The organism is Ruegeria sp. CG4 (assembly GCF_056537185.1).
The window spans coordinates 1,182,582-1,198,555 of sequence record NZ_JBQFRB010000001.1 but is presented as its reverse complement, the minus strand read 5'-3'; the positions used below and the strand labels follow the sequence as shown (position 1 = coordinate 1,198,555).

15 protein-coding genes and 1 tRNA gene are annotated in these 15,974 nt (G+C 54.5%); 5 read left to right on the top strand and 11 right to left on the bottom strand.

The window, feature by feature from the left end; all coding sequences use genetic code 11:
• Positions 1 to 293 precede the first annotated feature (293 nt).
• Positions 294 to 1,187, bottom strand: a complete 894-nt coding sequence (locus ACR0J2_RS06005) for an AraC family transcriptional regulator (protein ID WP_480811965.1) — start codon at positions 1,185 to 1,187, stop codon at positions 294 to 296.
• A gap of 168 nt (positions 1,188 to 1,355) precedes the next feature.
• On the opposite strand from ACR0J2_RS06005, the gene ACR0J2_RS06000 reads away from it, so the two are divergent.
• A complete protein-coding gene (locus ACR0J2_RS06000) occupies positions 1,356 to 2,309 on the top strand; it encodes an SDR family oxidoreductase (protein ID WP_480811964.1) in 954 nt (317 codons plus the stop codon).
• A 483-nt stretch (positions 2,310 to 2,792) separates the two neighbouring features.
• Positions 2,793 to 3,206 carry a hypothetical protein gene (locus ACR0J2_RS05995; RefSeq protein WP_480811963.1) on the top strand — a complete coding sequence of 138 codons (414 nt, stop codon included), beginning with the start codon at positions 2,793 to 2,795 and terminating at the stop codon, positions 3,204 to 3,206.
• Positions 3,207 to 3,761: 555 nt separating this feature from the next.
• On the opposite strand, the gene ACR0J2_RS05990 is transcribed toward ACR0J2_RS05995, so the two are convergent.
• The 7 genes from ACR0J2_RS05990 to ACR0J2_RS05960 form a co-directional block, all read right to left on the bottom strand.
• The gene (locus ACR0J2_RS05990; RefSeq protein ID WP_480811962.1) at positions 3,762 to 5,939 is read right to left on the bottom strand and encodes a DUF7146 domain-containing protein; all 2,178 of its coding nucleotides are present in this window, start codon (positions 5,937 to 5,939) and stop codon (positions 3,762 to 3,764) included.
• Positions 5,940 to 6,085: 146 nt separating this feature from the next.
• Complete coding sequence (locus ACR0J2_RS05985; RefSeq protein WP_170512719.1) at positions 6,086 to 6,355, bottom strand: hypothetical protein; 270 nt, start codon at positions 6,353 to 6,355, stop codon at positions 6,086 to 6,088.
• A complete protein-coding gene (locus ACR0J2_RS05980; RefSeq protein WP_480811961.1) occupies positions 6,352 to 6,717 on the bottom strand; it encodes a hypothetical protein in 366 nt (121 codons plus the stop codon). Before ACR0J2_RS05980 ends, ACR0J2_RS05985 begins: the two co-directional genes overlap by 4 nt.
• Before the next feature lie 85 nt (positions 6,718 to 6,802).
• Entirely contained in the window at positions 6,803 to 7,309 is a 507-nt protein-coding gene (locus ACR0J2_RS05975) for a hypothetical protein (protein ID WP_480811960.1), read from the bottom strand.
• Positions 7,310 to 7,344: 35 nt separating this feature from the next.
• Entirely contained in the window at positions 7,345 to 7,503 is a 159-nt protein-coding gene (locus tag ACR0J2_RS05970; RefSeq protein ID WP_480811959.1) for a hypothetical protein, read from the bottom strand.
• 18 nt (positions 7,504 to 7,521) lie between these two features.
• Positions 7,522 to 8,559 carry a tyrosine-type recombinase/integrase gene (locus ACR0J2_RS05965; protein ID WP_480811958.1) on the bottom strand — a complete coding sequence of 346 codons (1,038 nt, stop codon included), beginning with the start codon at positions 8,557 to 8,559 and terminating at the stop codon, positions 7,522 to 7,524.
• A gap of 1,651 nt (positions 8,560 to 10,210) precedes the next feature.
• Positions 10,211 to 10,771: a recombinase family protein gene (locus tag ACR0J2_RS05960; RefSeq protein ID WP_480811957.1), complete on the bottom strand. Its 561-nt coding sequence runs from the start codon at positions 10,769 to 10,771 to the stop codon at positions 10,211 to 10,213.
• 331 nt (positions 10,772 to 11,102) lie between these two features.
• Here ACR0J2_RS05960 and ACR0J2_RS05955 point away from each other — a divergent pair, with 331 nt between their 5' ends.
• On the top strand, positions 11,103 to 12,035 hold the full coding sequence (locus ACR0J2_RS05955; RefSeq protein WP_480811956.1) for a hypothetical protein: 933 nt from the start codon (positions 11,103 to 11,105) through the stop codon (positions 12,033 to 12,035).
• Between the two features lie 31 nt (positions 12,036 to 12,066).
• On the opposite strand, the gene ACR0J2_RS05950 is transcribed toward ACR0J2_RS05955, so the two are convergent.
• From ACR0J2_RS05950 to ACR0J2_RS05940, 3 genes are all read right to left on the bottom strand, one after another.
• A complete protein-coding gene (locus ACR0J2_RS05950) occupies positions 12,067 to 13,596 on the bottom strand; it encodes a site-specific integrase (protein WP_480811955.1) in 1,530 nt (509 codons plus the stop codon).
• A 282-nt stretch (positions 13,597 to 13,878) separates the two neighbouring features.
• A tRNA-Ala gene (locus tag ACR0J2_RS05945) sits at positions 13,879 to 13,954 on the bottom strand.
• A 146-nt stretch (positions 13,955 to 14,100) separates the two neighbouring features.
• Positions 14,101 to 14,418 carry a TIGR02300 family protein gene (locus tag ACR0J2_RS05940; RefSeq protein WP_170609631.1) on the bottom strand — a complete coding sequence of 106 codons (318 nt, stop codon included), beginning with the start codon at positions 14,416 to 14,418 and terminating at the stop codon, positions 14,101 to 14,103.
• Between the two features lie 100 nt (positions 14,419 to 14,518).
• Between ACR0J2_RS05940 and ACR0J2_RS05935 the strand changes: the two genes are divergently transcribed.
• Both ACR0J2_RS05935 and ACR0J2_RS05930 read left to right on the top strand, forming a co-directional pair.
• Positions 14,519 to 15,214, top strand: a complete 696-nt coding sequence (locus ACR0J2_RS05935; protein WP_170609633.1) for a YgjP family zinc-dependent metalloprotease — start codon at positions 14,519 to 14,521, stop codon at positions 15,212 to 15,214.
• 30 nt (positions 15,215 to 15,244) lie between these two features.
• Positions 15,245 to 15,892: a GntR family transcriptional regulator gene (locus ACR0J2_RS05930; protein ID WP_480811954.1), complete on the top strand. Its 648-nt coding sequence runs from the start codon at positions 15,245 to 15,247 to the stop codon at positions 15,890 to 15,892.
• Positions 15,893 to 15,974 lie beyond the last annotated feature (82 nt).

Here is a 15,974-nt window from a genome sequence, read left to right as displayed (position 1 = left end):
ACTCAAAATTTGGTTCAGTTTAATCCTACATTGCGTTTCAAACACGGCAGTTCCATCGACCGTGGCTTGTCCAATATAGGCTAACCTTGCTCGTCGTCGCTGGTTTGAAACCTCTCCACAGACATAGAGATGGGGTACACTACAACCGCACGCGAGTAATTCCTGCCGTTTCGATTGTCGGCCTTGGGCTCAGAGGGGTAATTCTCTGTACTTGGTATGAACGACCACTATGCGGACAAAGCTTCCGTTCGCTGCGGTGGCTCCAAGGTCCGCTCCGCTCCCGCAAGTCAGCTTCATGCAACATCGACCGGAAGTTGATTTGCCTCTCCCCATTGCCTCGGCGATTGCCCATACGTGCGCTTGAACTCGCGACTGAACTGGGACGGGCTGACATAGCCAACGTCCATCGCGGCTTCGTTCACAGGCATCCCGCCCGCGATCTTCATGGCGGCGTTGTTGAGCCGCATCGACTTAACGAACTGGATTGGGGCCATCGTCGTAACCTGCTTGAATTTGCGATGGAAGACGGCCCGGCTCATACCCGCTCGGCTTGCCATATCGTCAATCGAGATCGGCGCATCCAGATTTGACGACACGTGCGCAATGGAACGTGCGATGGCGTTGCCAGCACCGAATGCCTGCCGTGCGAAGGTGCCAGCTTCTCCCTTCAGGATCGAATAGAGCACCTCACGCAATCGCGCCTCACCGAGAACCGCTGTATCCGTCTCGCTGTTTCCGAGCTGCAGTAGCCGCAGCAGCGCTTCCGTGAACCCAACGTCCCATCGCGCGAGCTTAATTCCCGGCTCCCACAGTTCTCTTTTGACCGAAGGCAGAACGCCCCCGGCATTTTCCATCTCCATCGCCAGCTCGGCCATAACACGGTGTTCCAGTGAGATCATAACCCCGTAGAGCGGGTTGTCATGCGAAGCCAAAGGCGTCCCCGCCTTGACCGGCATCGACATCGGACAGCAGAGATATTGACTGTTGTCGTATTCGTATCTTCGGCCATCCAGAACGGCTTCCTTCACCCCACTCACGATGGCCACGATGCAGGGCTCGTAAACGGCTGGAACACAGGGGATTGAAAGCGTGGCGCGAAACAGCAGTACACCCTTGATGCCCGTCTCGGTCAGGCCGTCCGTTTCGGTTCGGTCTGCAATGATTTGCTTGATCTGATCCTTGCTCATAAGAGGGATGTAATGGCTCCAGATCGATACTGGCAACTATCTTGATACAATTGGGCAAGTATTTGCGATAATTTCGCCTGTTTCCGCGTTCTGATGAGAGCTATCTGCATTTCCATGCTTCAACAAAGTTCGCTCGGCCCATGCGCCAACGCGGATAGGAGATAAAAAATGCCAGATACCACATTCGGACCCAAAGGCTGGATGCCCGAGCGCCTCGACGACCTCTCCGGCAAGACCTACCTCATCACGGGTGCCAACGCCGGTGCCGGGTTCCAGGCCGCGCGGACTCTCCTAAAAAAGAACGCCAAGGTCGTGATGTTGAACCGCTCGTTTGAGAAGTCTCAGGCAGCTGTTGCGGACCTGAAAAGTGAGTTCGGTAGCGAGGCGGAAGTGAGCTTCGTTCACATGGACCTGGCCTCGCTCGCAAGTATACGTGAAGCTGCGGATGAGGTTCTGAATTCCGTTCCCCGGATTGACGTGCTCATCTGCAATGCTGCGATCGCGCAGGTGCCAACCCGTAAACTGACCGTGGATGGGTTCGAGAGCCAGCTTGGCACCAACCATTACGGTCACTTCCTACTCTGTGGTCTTCTGTTCGAGCGGATCGAAGCCTCGAAGGGTCGGATCGTTGTTGTTGCCAGTCTTGGCTACAACATGGGATTGAAGACGATCAAGTTCGACGACATGAACTGGGATGAGGGTTACGGGCCGAATACCGCCTACTCTCAAAGCAAGCTGGCGCAAATGATGTTCGCCTATGAATTACAGGACAGGCTTGCCGCCGCTGGGCGCACCGAGGTCGAGGTCTATGTCTGCCATCCCGGCTCGTCGGCAACGTCACTGATCAGCACAAGTGGCAGCCGGACGATGCGGTTCATCTGGTGGCTCATGACCAAAACACCGATGGTTCAGACCGCCGAGCAAGGGTCCTATCCCGAAGTCATGTGCGCCGCCGAAAAGAATTTGACCGAACAACGCGCGCTCTACGGACCAACGGGCCGCCTTGAAGCCGTTGGCCCGGTTGGCAAGGGTACATTGAACCCACACGCGTATGATAAAACCGTCATGGCAAGGCTTTGGGAGGTCACTGAACAAGAAGTAGGCTTGAAGTGGGAGATTTGATCCGACGGGTCCCGGGCGGCTTGTGATGTTTCACCCACCATCGGACATTCGTGCTCCGTGCAGCATTTAGTAGAATGGGCTCAGAACAGTCATTCGCTGCACTTGGCATGAGCGGCTGATTTTGAGCGCGAAGCAGACGTTGTTCCTTCTAAAAGACGTAGCCGCTTTTTGTTTTGTCCGCGCTACGCCGCCCGCTCCTTGAAGCTGACAGACTTAGCGATTATATACCAAACGTGGGCGGACAGCCCGCAATTCCCCCAAACATGATGACGCTCGTCTACCGAGCTTTGCCCGTAAGTCGCGGAAGACCGCCGGGGTATGGACCGCCCGAGACATGCTTGCGACCGGTGCGAATGGTCTGGGTCTAGCGCCGATCCACTGATGAGCCTAAGGCAGGGCGAAACCAACAGAATCCAGAGCGTCACGAAAATCGTGATCACCAACCCCGCCTTGGGGTGGTCGCCGGTGGCAACAGCCAACGGGATGCGCATCAACATGATGAATAGGAGAAATCACATCGAGCAAGATATCCAACTTGAAGCTGCCGCAGCAAGGCACATCGTCCTGATCGCTATGGCCTACTGTGAAGCCCAAACAGCAACGAGCGGCGAGGAAAGCCCGATTGTGCATGACCGGCAGTGGCAGGCCTGCTGTGGTGTCGCTGCGCGCTTCCTGAGCGATCCTGAAGCTATGACACCGCAACTCTGCCACCGTGAATGGCGGCTCAGCCAAATGCGGCACAGTCATCCGCAGTTCTGGCCTGCTGCCGCATCTCGCACTTGGGATGAACTCGACCCGATGGACCAGTTTGTCGAGCGGGCTGGTTTGGCAGCAATGCGTCAGACGCTGGACGAAACACGGAGGTCCTCGCGAGGTCGCACCGCGACGCTGCAATGAACGTCGGGCGTTAAAAATCAGCATTATGCTTGATGTGAACAACAGAAAATATACAGACGGACGAGACACAAAACATCCCAACCTCCCAACCAAACGCCCGACAGGGAAGTTGGGAGGTTTTATTGCATGTCCACCCACAACGAAATGGCCGGCCTAGTTCGTTTGGCCTCGTTACAAGCTGTCCCACTTTAAATCAGGCCGTCTTGAGGATAGCATTTTCGAATCGAGCGCCTTTGCTATTGGGTCCTGGAACGAGACGGGGCTCTACATGACGCAAGCGTCGAGCGAAGCTGTTGCGCGCAGGAATTCGGCTGTCCGATACACCTTCTGCGGCACACCACTGACGGAAATTCGAATACAGATCAGCAACAGTGACGACGTTGTTTGCCTTGATGGATAGTCTCTCTGCCGCCCACGCACGAACCCGGTCCGCATCCCTCATTCACGCCTCCTTGGCTATGCGGGATGTCATGGGATCCGCCATGCGCCGCGTGGTCAAAAGTTCCGCAGCCGCAACCACGACAAGATGTAGTAGAAGATCCGCCTCGTGTTCGATTATGCGATCTGCCAATCCCTCGTCGGCCTGCTCTTCAGAATACGCTTTGTCGAAGACCAGAACCTTGAAGCGGCGCTCAACGCCGCTGTCGATCCCCCGCTAAATGCGGGCAGCTCATTGCAGATGAACACATGCTGCGCCGTGGGAGTGAAATAGAACGGTATGCCGTATGGCAGCCGGGCATGACAGATGTCCCCGGTGATGACCTTTTTTAGCGCGTCGCCTGAAAGATCACGATCCGACGTCTCCTCCGCAACGTTCAGCGCACACCCGCGCAAAACTGAGACGAAGTAGTCTTGTCCCATCTTGGCTGGCGGCACCGACTGAAGTGCATCCGCTGAGATCAATGATGAGATGACCTTGCGCGTGGTACTTTTTCCTGCGCCGCCCGGCCCAATCCAAATAAGGGCCTGCGGGTGTTTCATTTGCGTGCCGATACCAAGTGCCGCTGCGGCGGCTGTCTGCAGGATCAGCTCAATCCGCGCGCTTTTGTCTTGTTCAGCCATGTCCAAGTCGAACTCAAGGTTTGGAGCCTCGTGTTGCAGCCGCCTCAAAGTCGTTTTAGCTGAGAACAAACCCGTGAGCAGCTTCATCACGTCGCTTCCCAAAAGCCGCTTCTCAGCATCCTGCACTGGCCATACACCACGTACGGCATGCCGGGCCCGGTGTTTGCGGGCATGTGGTTCGAGCCGTGGGACATATTCATCTGTTGCAACGTCTTGTTCGAACAAAACGAACCCGCTTTCACAGGTGATGCCAACAGGCGCACCTTCAAAAAACCCATCGTCATCGCGTTTGGACATGAGAAGCGACTTGACACTTTGCGCCTTACTTGACGTGATCTTGACCTCGCCAATGCCGTTGGACGGCGTAGGGTAAGTGGCACCGTCAAAGCGCGCGATGGCACGCGGAAGCCGATTGTCGTTGAGAGCAGTCCAAAGCTTGCCATCGTAAATCCAAACTGTGCCCTCAGTGATGACAATGCGACCAAAGAGATCTTCTAGGTTTTCCAGCACACGATCGGCAATCTCTTCGTCGCTACCGCGGACCAGCTGCTCAACGTTGGACCTGCGCTGCCGCGCGTGGATGCGGTCGGCATCATCCACGGCGGCGGCAACAGCCCGACGTCCCATATCCTGGAGCAGATCGTTCAAATCGGCCTTTTCACCAAGGTTTGAGGGTACCGTGACGACATGGACCCGTGCATTTGGGTTTTCTGCCGCCAATTCACGCGCGATCTGGCGGCAGTCCTGCGCTTTGTCGCTGTCGGCAATGATCTCAATCCGACCGGCGTTTGCTCCTATCGTTTCGGGGCGGATAGACCCGAGGCACACCCTGATCTCTGCTGGCCCAGCAAACAATCGGGTCAATCCGGTTTCGATACCTTCGGCGATCGCAATTGTGCCTGTACCCAGTTTGTTTTTGATCCGAACTGAACCATCCCCGATGTAGCCTGCGCTCAGTTTGGTCTTCTTGCCGTTCTCGTCGCGTATCGGTTGCCCATTGCGGTTCAGGATTGTGCCCTGCATGCCAACAATATTTCCATCGTCATCCGTAACCACCGCCACTAGAGCCGGGCTTTTCTTACCACCCGGTTTGCATTGGAAATCTGGAGCAAATCGCAAAGCGTCGTGTTCAAGATCGATCCCAACCAATCCACGGATGTTGCGCAAGTATTCTTCGCCGGGTGAGCCGGCTAAAGGACGTGTCTTCGCAACCTGCTTCTGCACCCATGCGATCTTAGCAGCCTTTTCATCAGATGCCGCGTCGGAGCGTGCTCTTTCCTCCGCTTCTCGCTGCACGGCTTGTTCATCAGTTTCTTCACGGTTCTCCGAGGCCGCCTGTTCTCCCGGTTCCGATTGCTTCTGCTTCCGCCGTCCTTCAAGAACCTTTTCGCCAGTTATGGCTTCAATCTCGCGTACAGCAGCGTTGAAGTCGGCAAGGCCTCGTACCTTCATTAGCGCATCGGTCAGCGAAACCCCTGTTTCGGGCAGGCACGCGCAAAAAATACGATTAGCGTCTGCATCGTAGCGAAATGAAGGGTTCTTATCTTCATGGTCAGGAAACGGGCAGCGCTGATGCTTTTTTCCAGTTTGTGGTTTGGCACCAATGGCGGCGAGAATTTTGTCCGCGTGTGATTCCTCGACGATGCGGAGACGCTCGGTCAAATTTTTCATTGGTCCCCTCATGCCCGCCACCGCTGCGTTTCGGTCCGGTATGCTGCAGATTTTGCCTGCATGCTTTGTTCCTTTCCTTGGTCTTGGGAGAGCAACAATCATCACTGGCCCCGTTGCGCTCTCCGTGCGGCGGGGTTTCTCTATTCCTATTCCGCTGCCAGATCGGGCGTGTCGATCTTCACAAGCCGCCAGTCGATACCCGCCGCAATTGCGCGGACATGTTCAGCGCGCCAAAAATGCTGGCGACCAATCTGGATGGGTTCCGGCGCATCGCCGCTGTCCACCATACGCAACCACGTGCTTGGCGATCCGGGGAACATGCCCAACGCACCGCTGTGGGTGGAAAGCTGTTTCAGTGTGACGTTCCCTGTTTTCGGGAAGCTGTCGGGGTGGATAGGCATACGGGCGACACTCATGCAGACGCCTCCGTCTGAGGTTCTTCGCCGTTGGCTTTTTCAATTGCAGCCCGTGACCGCTTGAAAAAAACTTTCTCCATCATTTCCTGGCCCAGCTTCTCTGCCTTCTTGGCTTCAAGGCCTTCGTAGCTACGAATGATGTCACGGGGATCGTGATCGCCACCAGCTTCTATCCAATTGGTGATGTCGCTGCCGAGATACCGGATTTGTCCCGTGGGAAGGTTCATGAATTTCGGGCCGAGATGGTACTCGCGCCAGTGGTCCAACAGATAGAACTCGTCGTCGCTGAGACAGAGCAGCGCCGCCAGATACCGCTCATCATAGAGACGGTGTGGAACGGGCACTTCGATGTGATCTGACATTGCCAGCCTCCTACAAAAAGATACTGGCAACGTTGTAAGTCATGCATGCCCGACGAACTGATACCCTTGTTCGTTGGGCTTATTTTTATGGCTCAAACAGGTCCATGACCGCTTTATGGGGTGTCATGGAGTTGTGTTTGCGCTCCAATTCCAACCTGTATTTTTCGATCTGGCAATCAATCCGCCCAAGGTAAATAGCCTCTCCTCCCACATCGGAAAATTTTGGTGGTTGCAAGTCGCGGCATTCCTTATGCCAGCGTGCCGCTTTTGCGGCATCGACACCTGCATAACCGGCAACATCCTTGCGCACTTTTTCCTCGTTGGCTTCGCCCTCGGCCTTGATCAGGTGATTGATTGCCGCCACAACCTTTGCTCGAAGTATGGTTTCTTCGAGGGTAATGGAATTGCCGCCCATGCGTACCTTATGCTGCCGCTGCCGTTCTTGCTTAAGCAATCGCTTCATGAAGGGGAACTCAAGACCAACCCCATTGAAGAAGTCCAGAACACCGACAAGTTCATCTGACAACATCGCATCATCGGGTAGATCGGGCTGCGAACTGACCCGCGTACGCAGTTCTTCAAGAAGCGCCAATACGCGCTCTGCCTCTGTCTGACTATCCGTCTCACTCATACCTTTGCCTTCACAAGCATCGGCACGACGTTAGCACGGCCCTTCTGCAACTGAACCAGAAACTGCGAATAGGCTTCCATCATCACCCGGCGCTGGGCGAGGAAGGATGTGCGGTCATAAGCGCGGCCATGCTGCTCTTTAGATGCGTGGCTCAACTGTGCCTCTGCCAGTTTCTAATCGAACCCGAGCCGCTCGGTCACCAATGTGCGCAGCGTAGCCCGCAACCCGTGGGCGTCGGTCTCTCCATCAAATCCAATCTTGCGGATCATGTTCATTGTGGCCGGTTCAGACACGGGGCCGTTCTCGCTCGCAAAGACGAATTCGCGTTGGCCGTTGAGCTTGTACATCTCATTCAGGATATCGATCACCGGGTCCGTCAGGGGAATGGCAATCGTAATGCCCGTCTTGGTGACGGGGTTATTCCATACACGCTCACCGATGTTAATGTCCGCCCAGCGCATTTTGCGCACTTCACCGGCCCTCTGACCTGTATGCGCAATGATCTGAACCAGAGGCTTGCCCAAGGTCTGATGCGGCCACGCGTCCAGCGACTGCAGAAATTGCGCCAGACGCTCTGGCTCAACGATAGCGGGGTGGTGTTTCTTTGGCTGGGGCTTGAAGCGGTCGATTACGTTTGCACCCGGTACGACAGAGATCAGGCCCTCGGCCTCCGCATAGCCCAGAACCTGTCGCAGGATGCGGATGACCCGGCGCGCAGTTTCATGGCTCCCGCGATCTGCGATCTTGAGCGCAACGGCCTTGATATCGACTGCCGTGATATCCGCGACTTCCACAGTTCCCAGCAGAGGGATGGCATCCTTTTCGATCCGGTTGCGGGCGCGGACATAAGTCTTCTCTGCCCAGTGTGAACGCTCCGCTGCCAGCCATGCGCGTGCGACACCGGCGAAGGTGGTGTCCGTCAGGCCCGACCGGGCCTGCACCTCCGCACGCATCTCCGCCACATCGGGGGTGATGTTATCTTCAAGCAGGTTCCTCTGCACCTCAACGCGCTGGCGCGCATCTTTGAGGCCGACAGAGGGATAGGAGCCCAAAGTCATCTCACACTGCTTTCCACCGACCCTGTAGCGCCAGACCCATGTCTTGCTGCCCTTCGGGTGAACGATCAGCGTCAGGCCGAGGCCATCTGCCAGCTTGATCTTCTTGTCGCCCGGTTTCGCAGCCTTGATTTGTCTGTCCGTTAGTTTGGTCATCTCGCATACTTTCCCACTGGAGAACCCCACACAGACCCCCACAATGGGAACTCTGCCAGAGCCCAAGTTTCCTTGGGGGTGAGAAAGACGGACACGTCAAAGGCCTTATTTACAAAGCCGTGTGACTGCCAGTGAATTCGAACTGAGGAGAAAAATGGTGGAGCCTAGGGGAAACGCCGCCGAACACCTAATGCACTGATAGTAAACACTATTGTAGTGTGGTGGTTTACTCTGTGTCTCACCCTAGTGTCGCACTTGGAAGTACGCAACCCTATGTATCGAACTGTTCATTTACAAACTACAGGACGTCTTTACTGACCTGTTTACAATCAGCAGAGTTGTTGTCGATAGATACATTGATTTGGAGCGTAGAGCATGAAACAGACTGTAACTGCCTTGGGGTTGATGCTTGCGATCATATCCCCAGCAAGTGCGGATGAGGGAAGATACCAAACCATTATGCTTTCAGGTATCTTATTGGTTCAAACCAACACAGAAACCGGTCAAATGCGAATGTGTCGGGTGGACCCGAATTTAGTGATCTCTGTAGACCCAGTGGAGTTGTCAGCACCTGAGTGTGGGCAATGGAGTTCACTTGATAGGGAGGAGCAGTAAAGGTGGAGACAGTTTTTGCTGTTGTGGCTAGTGCACTTGCGCTTGCATTCGTGGTTTGGCTCTGGATCATAGTGCCAATGAATATGGCACAGAACCGAAACCGGTCTGGTCTGATCTGGGTGCTCATCTCATTTGTAGGATCGCCGCTGTTGGCGATACTTCTTTTGTACGCTTTGGGTGATGCACCTTCTGCATAGTCGGCACATCAGTCACAACCAACAGTTCACCATTGGGTGTGTAGTTTGAGAGTAGGCAGTGGATGCCGTTGTCTTTCGTTACCCTTTGTAGAGGTTTTAGTGTAGTTAGGAGGCTGCACTCGACTGTGGGTCTTCGACTAAATCTCTATATCAATCACACTATGGAAGTTAATAAAAACAAATAGATAAGCTGATTGTCTGTACGTCTTATGTACCATGGAAAGCACTTTCGAGGTTACTGCTACTAACTAGTTCAGTAAGTCTCCGTAGTGTATCAACTGATTTGGTAATACATAATGTACCGAATATCAGACCGGACAGTTTGTCAGGAAGCATACCATACAGTTAATACAGATATTGTGCTTCGGAAAGCGTGCTAGGTTGAATACCGGTAAGCATATCAAGCAACACAATGCTCGGCTTATGTATATACATTCTGATGGGGTAAAATGTATCAGCTATTCAGAGCCATGGTATAGGATAGGCTAGGTTACATACTAAGCATGATACTAAGTATTGTACTAAGCACATAACTAAGCTGATTGGCTAAGCATGTGATCTAAGTATCATACATAAGCTATGCCTATGCCGGATCGGTTCACATCCGGTTACTAATCCGGTTCATAACCCTGCAGGGGCAGACAGATGACACATTCGGTAAACGTGATCTGTCCGGTTTCTTGCTCAATTGAGGGAGGGATAAGCAAAATCAGCATAAATGCACACCAGTTTGCAAAGAAGATAGATTACCTTACGTGAACGCACAGCTTTTCGGATTCAGATAGGCAATGATTCCGTTCATTAACAACCGGGACAATCTTGCACCAGGACGCAGACGGTTAGCGTGGGCCCGTACTTAGTATCCGGTAAACCGATGCGCGACTGATACCTAGGTTCTTAGCGATCTTGGTCGCGCCAACGCCTTCGCCCGCAAGCGCAAGCACCTCATCTGACTTTGCTAAGGCAGTTGGCTTGCGTCCCTTGTACTTCCCAGCAGCTTTAGCTTTAGCAATCCCTTCACGCTGACGTTCCAGCATGATCTCACGCTCGAACTCGGCAACGCTTCCCAGCAGGTTCAACATCAGCTTGCCTTGAGCCGTTGAGGTGTCGAGGCTTAGACCCAAGATCGTCAGGTGCGCTCCGACGCCCTCAAGTTGACTGCGAATTTCCATCAGGTGGGTCATAGAGCGCGCCAGACGGTCCAGTTTGGTGACTACTAGGTGATCACCCTCTCGGATGAAGTTGAGCGCCTCTGTGAGCTTCTCACGCGCTCTCACATCCACTGAGGATACCTGTTCGGTGAATACCTTCTCGCACCCCGCCTTTTCCAATTCCCGTAGTTGAGCATCAAGCCCAGCCGTTTGATCCAAAGTGGAAGTCCTAGCATAGCCAACAAGCATGATATGATCCGTCTCTCAAGGTCTTACATATTGAGATACATACTGTCTCAAAAGCTGAAGTCAACGCTTGTGAGAAACAATTTGCGCGTGTGCCAGTTGTGTCGCTGGGGCAGGCTTTTGTGAGACTGAAGAATAGGCTGCAGTTTTCTCGGGCATCACGCTTGCACTGCAGGGGCATGGGGGAAAACTTGCTTGCAGCAGTGTTAGATACCGCCTCGAGAAAATTTCCCAATTTTTTGTTGGACTTCTAGGGCGCGCTGGCGTCGACTGGATGCACCGATGTAGCCATAGTAACCGTACAGTAGATTTCTGGTAAGGATTACCGCTTACAATGACTTTCGTACTGACAGTGCAAACCAAAGGGTCGATTTGGATGGTTTCAGATAGGAGGCTGTCAGCTCCGGGCTGTCAGCCTATTGATGATGCCGTCAAGATGACATTTTTAGAGGTGCAGGATGGCCTAGCATTGTTGGGTTACGCAGGGCTGGGTGCTACCGCACTTGGTCAACAACCCTCGCAATGGGTAAGTAATGTCTTGCGTGGTCGTCATCACCCGCTTGAGGAGATGCTGAGCATCATAGCCAATGCCATGATGCGAGAGTTTCTACCGCATTTGTCCCAGATCCAAGACGTTCGCCAAAGGCAACATAGATTTTTGGTGCCCGCCTATGTTGGAACTGAACATCGCGTCTACACTATTGATCTTGCTCATACAAAAGATGGATGGAAGTTTAGATATACACGCCACATTATGGGAGGTGTGTTGCTTCCTTTGCAGATCACGATGCCCTTCGGGGTTGCAGGCTCGGGATCGCGCGCGTTGTTGCAAATCAAGGACTGGCAAAGACCTTTGTTGCATGTCGTTGATGCCTACAACAGAAACAAAGTTAATGCGACAAGTGTAAGCGATTTCCTGGCACGAATTTGCTACAAGGTTCACCAGAACACCGCAGATGGGTCGGTGGGGCCAAGGAGTATTGTCGCGTGGCGGAACTCCAAAATTGGAGCCCATAAATTTGGTTCCGGCCATTTCTCCTACACGGGAAATAAAAGGGAAAGCCAAAGCCCCGCGTTGCCAAACATTTGTAGTGGGATGGATATGGCGGCGATAGTTGGACTTCTGATGGAGGAAATAGCACCGGGTGCGGGCGCACGGCTAGATGCAGCAGAAAAAGGGCAACAATTGGATTGGTCTCTCGACCAAAACAAGTTGAACGAGCGCCTAGCCAAGTTGCCCCATACTCCAGACGAAAAACTTCGGTGAAAGACATGGCGCGGTCACTTCCGGCTACCGTCTACAGCTTGAACCCCGCAATATGGCCTGTCGGCAAATCCGCAAATGATACCTTGCACACCGCCTCATAGAGTACTGGAAGGGGTACATTACCGTTACCGTAGCGTCCCGCCATACCGGGCAAAGCATGACCCAACAGAATGTCATTAATGTCTGGGTTTACCCCTGCATGACGGCAGGCGTCTTTGAAGGTGTGGCGGAATGAATGGAATGAAGTCTTGCGTGTCTTTGCGCCAATACTTTTGAGGTAGTTGCTAAAGTCCTTGCTGGGCTGTTCCGAGTAGTAACCAGTGGCTCCCAACCTGAGCCCCGGAAACACCTGCTCATGCTCTGCCTGCTGTTGCGCCAGAACAAACCGCAAGAAGCCAAGGCGGACTAACTCCGGATGCATAGGAACGATCCTGCTCTTGCCGAACTTTACACGTTGGTCTTCGTCCCCCTCTTGGACCCGGATGAAGGGCACACCTTTTTCTTGGTCGATATCGTCAACGCGCAACTGGCAAAGTTCATTCAGCCTAGCCCCTGTCCACAGGCCAAGAAGAGGAAGCCAATACCAACTGGTGTCGCTCAGGTCCGTATTACCCGGCATTGTACGGAGCCGCCTAGATTTGCACCCGGTGTACAGTGGACTGCTAAAGATGGTGTGCAGTTGCTCTTTACTGAACGGGTCGTGTTGGTTTCTGGCGTTGTTGTTGTCAGCAATCTTCATCGGTGCAAAGAGGTCTGTAACCTCTTCGTCCAACTGTCTGTTTGACCAATTCCAAGTTGTCTGGAGTCTCCCCAAGGCCTTATTGATTGTGCCTACGGATAGGGTAGGCAGGCTGTAATCCTTGGCAGCTTGCATGGCCTCTCTGGCAGGTAAACCAATTGTTTGGGGCAGCTTGTTCCTATTGGTGGGAAGCTCAAGCAGGGCATTCTTAAAATCACGTGCGTCAGATTTGCGATAGTCCAGTATCGGACGGTCGCCTTGCAATTCGATGAAAAGGTCTGTCCAGGTCTGGTAGTCGCTCACCAGCTTAGCTGACCATTGGCCGGTCTGTATCGCCTCAGCTTTTCTCTCCGCAAACAGGACCGACAAAAGCGGGCTAATAAGCACCACTGGACGCTTCTTTTCAACTTTGGCGGCAATGCTGTCAGAAGTAGGTTCCGGCCTCTCTGGGCCGCTCACAGGCGCGTTGGACGGCACGCTGAAATCGTATGTCTCGAAGGTCTTATCGTGCGCCAGCATTGCTTCATGAAAACCGATCCAAGCCTTCCTAATTTCATCAAGAATTGCCCACTGGGTTTTGACAGGTTGCTTCTGGGGAACACCAGATGCATCGCAAAAGGATTGGTATTGCTGGGTTGCATAGCCCTTCTGCATCATGCCCCAAAAGTCTTCGTTGTCCGCCTCATGTAGCCGGATAGTGTCGACGATACGTTCTCTCTCTAGTTCGGTGTAGGGGCCGAGTTCTTCCCTACGCGCCTTTGCTTTCTTCAGTACTTCCGTGAAGTGCTTATGCACCTTTGTACGCAGTTCGCCGTGGTTCATGCCCGATGCTTCTGTGTGCTTTGCTATTGTGTCGCCGCACACTGCAAGACGTCGTGCCAGAGTGCCAGCTTCTTTAGGACATCTCGTACGCAAAGACACCCGAAGGGTCCTACGTGTGGTGCTTGGTCTAGTGTGGGGATTTGGCCTTGTGTCGGGCAGTGGCCAACGGAAGTAGTAGATGCCATGTCGGGACAGTGAGAGATACGCATGCAGCTTCATTTTGTGTCACACCTGTGTGTCACACTGCTCTAATGCTTGCTATCTAGTTGTTCTGTTAGGTTTTGGTGGAGCCTAGGGGAGTCGAACCCCTGACCTCTTGCATGCCATGCAAGCGCTCTCCCAACTGAGCTAAGGCCCCATGCAGGTACCGCCTGTGCGGTGGACGGACGTTTATGAGACGGTGCCGGATAGTGCAAGTCCAAAAAATCGGTTTTGCAAAATTTTTGCCGTCTTGCTGATCCGCAAAAATGAAACGAGGCGGCCGGGGGCCGCCTCGGGACGAATTCAGTTTTCGTCTTCCGATGACATGTCAGTGATGTCGTCCAGCGACACGTTGTCATTGTCATCGTCATCATCCAGCAGATCATCGTCCAGATCGACATCGACGTCATCGTCCAGAGCGATGTCATCGTCAGACTGCGATTCACGCGCCTTGGCGGATGCAGCATCCTCGGCGTCGGCGGCGATCATCCGGCTTTTGCCGGTTTCCATAACCACGATCTCGCCGGTGTAGGGGCTTACGATCGGGTCCTTGTTCAGGTCATAAAACCGCTTGCCAGTGGTCGGGCAAACGCGCTTTACGCCCCATTCTTCCTTGGGCATGTCAAATCCCCTTGATATCAGGTGAGTCGTATCAACGATTCAGGTCACGTGCCACATGCGGCGGGCACTGTCAAAGCCTTTGCGCAGGAGAAGTTGGGATATGGGGAAACATGCATTGCCCGGGACGCCTCCGGTGCCTTTGACATTGCGCAAGTCGGCGCGGGCACGGCGGATCAGTCTGCGGATTTCCCAACTGGACGGGCGGGTCACGCTGACCTTCCCGCAAGGCGTGCCCGAGGCCGAAGCGCTGAGTTTCGCCCGCACAAAGGAAAACTGGATCCGGCAGCATCTGCAGAACCAGCCCGGCCGGACGCCGGTGGAAATCGGCGGTTTCCTTCCAATCGAAGGGTCCGAGCGAAAAATCGTTGCCGCGACGGGGCGAAGGATCCAGATGCATGACGACCAGATCGCGGTTCCTTCGGGGGCCGAGGGGCGACGACTGGCGCGATTCCTCAAGGAACTCGCGCGCGACCGGTTGACAGAAGCCTGCGATGACTATGCCGCCATGTTGGGCCGTCCGTACAAAAGCCTGACACTTCGGGATACGCGGTCGCGCTGGGGATCGTGCAGTTCCGCCGGTGCGCTGATGTTCTCGTGGCGCCTGATTCTGGCACCCTCAGAAATTCTGCATTATGTCGCGGCCCACGAGGTGGCTCATCTGGTTGAGATGAACCACTCTCCGGCCTTCTGGGCGCAGGTCGAGCGGATTTTCGGACCCTGCAAGGATCAGCGGCGGTGGTTGCGCGACAACGGTGCGCGGCTGCATCAATACCGATTTGAAGCCGGGACGAGTTGACCCGGCTGATATTTGTGATCACATGGGCGCATGTTGAGCACACGTTCCACCGAGTCCCAGACCGCAACGCACGACCGCGTCTACCGGACGCTCAGGTCCCGTATTATGCATGGGGATATTGCCCCGGGGCAGGCGTTGACCCTGCGCGGGATCGGCAAAGAGTTTGGCGTATCCATGACACCGGCCCGCGAGGCGGTGCGCCGTTTGGCGGCCGAAGGGGCGCTGACGCTGTCGTCATCCGGTCGCGTATCGACGCCGGAACTCGGCAATGACCGGATCGAGGAACTGGCGGCCTTGCGCGCCTTGCTTGAGGTTGAACTGGCAAGCCGGGCACTGCCGCGGGCGCACATGGCGCTGATTGATCGGCTGCAGAGCATCAACATGACGGTTGCGGAAATGGTAACCAAACGGGATGGGGTCGGATATATCCGAGCCAATCTTGAGTTCCACCGCACTTTGTACCTTCGGGCGCAGGCACCGGCGATGCTGGCAATTGCGGAAACCGTTTGGTTGCAACTGGGTCCGACGATGCGAGCGCTCTATGGGCGGCTCAGGCGCACAGAGCCGCCGCACTACCACAAGCTGATCATAGCTGCGCTCAAGGCTGGTGATGAGCCAGGATTACGGCTGGCGGTACGGTCCGATGTGACGCAGGGCTTGCGGTTGCTGGTCAGCTAGGCGGCTTATTGCCGACGATACCCCGGTTGTCCCATTCGCGACAGGCGCAGGCCAGCGACGTTCTGGCTCAAAAGCGCGGTCT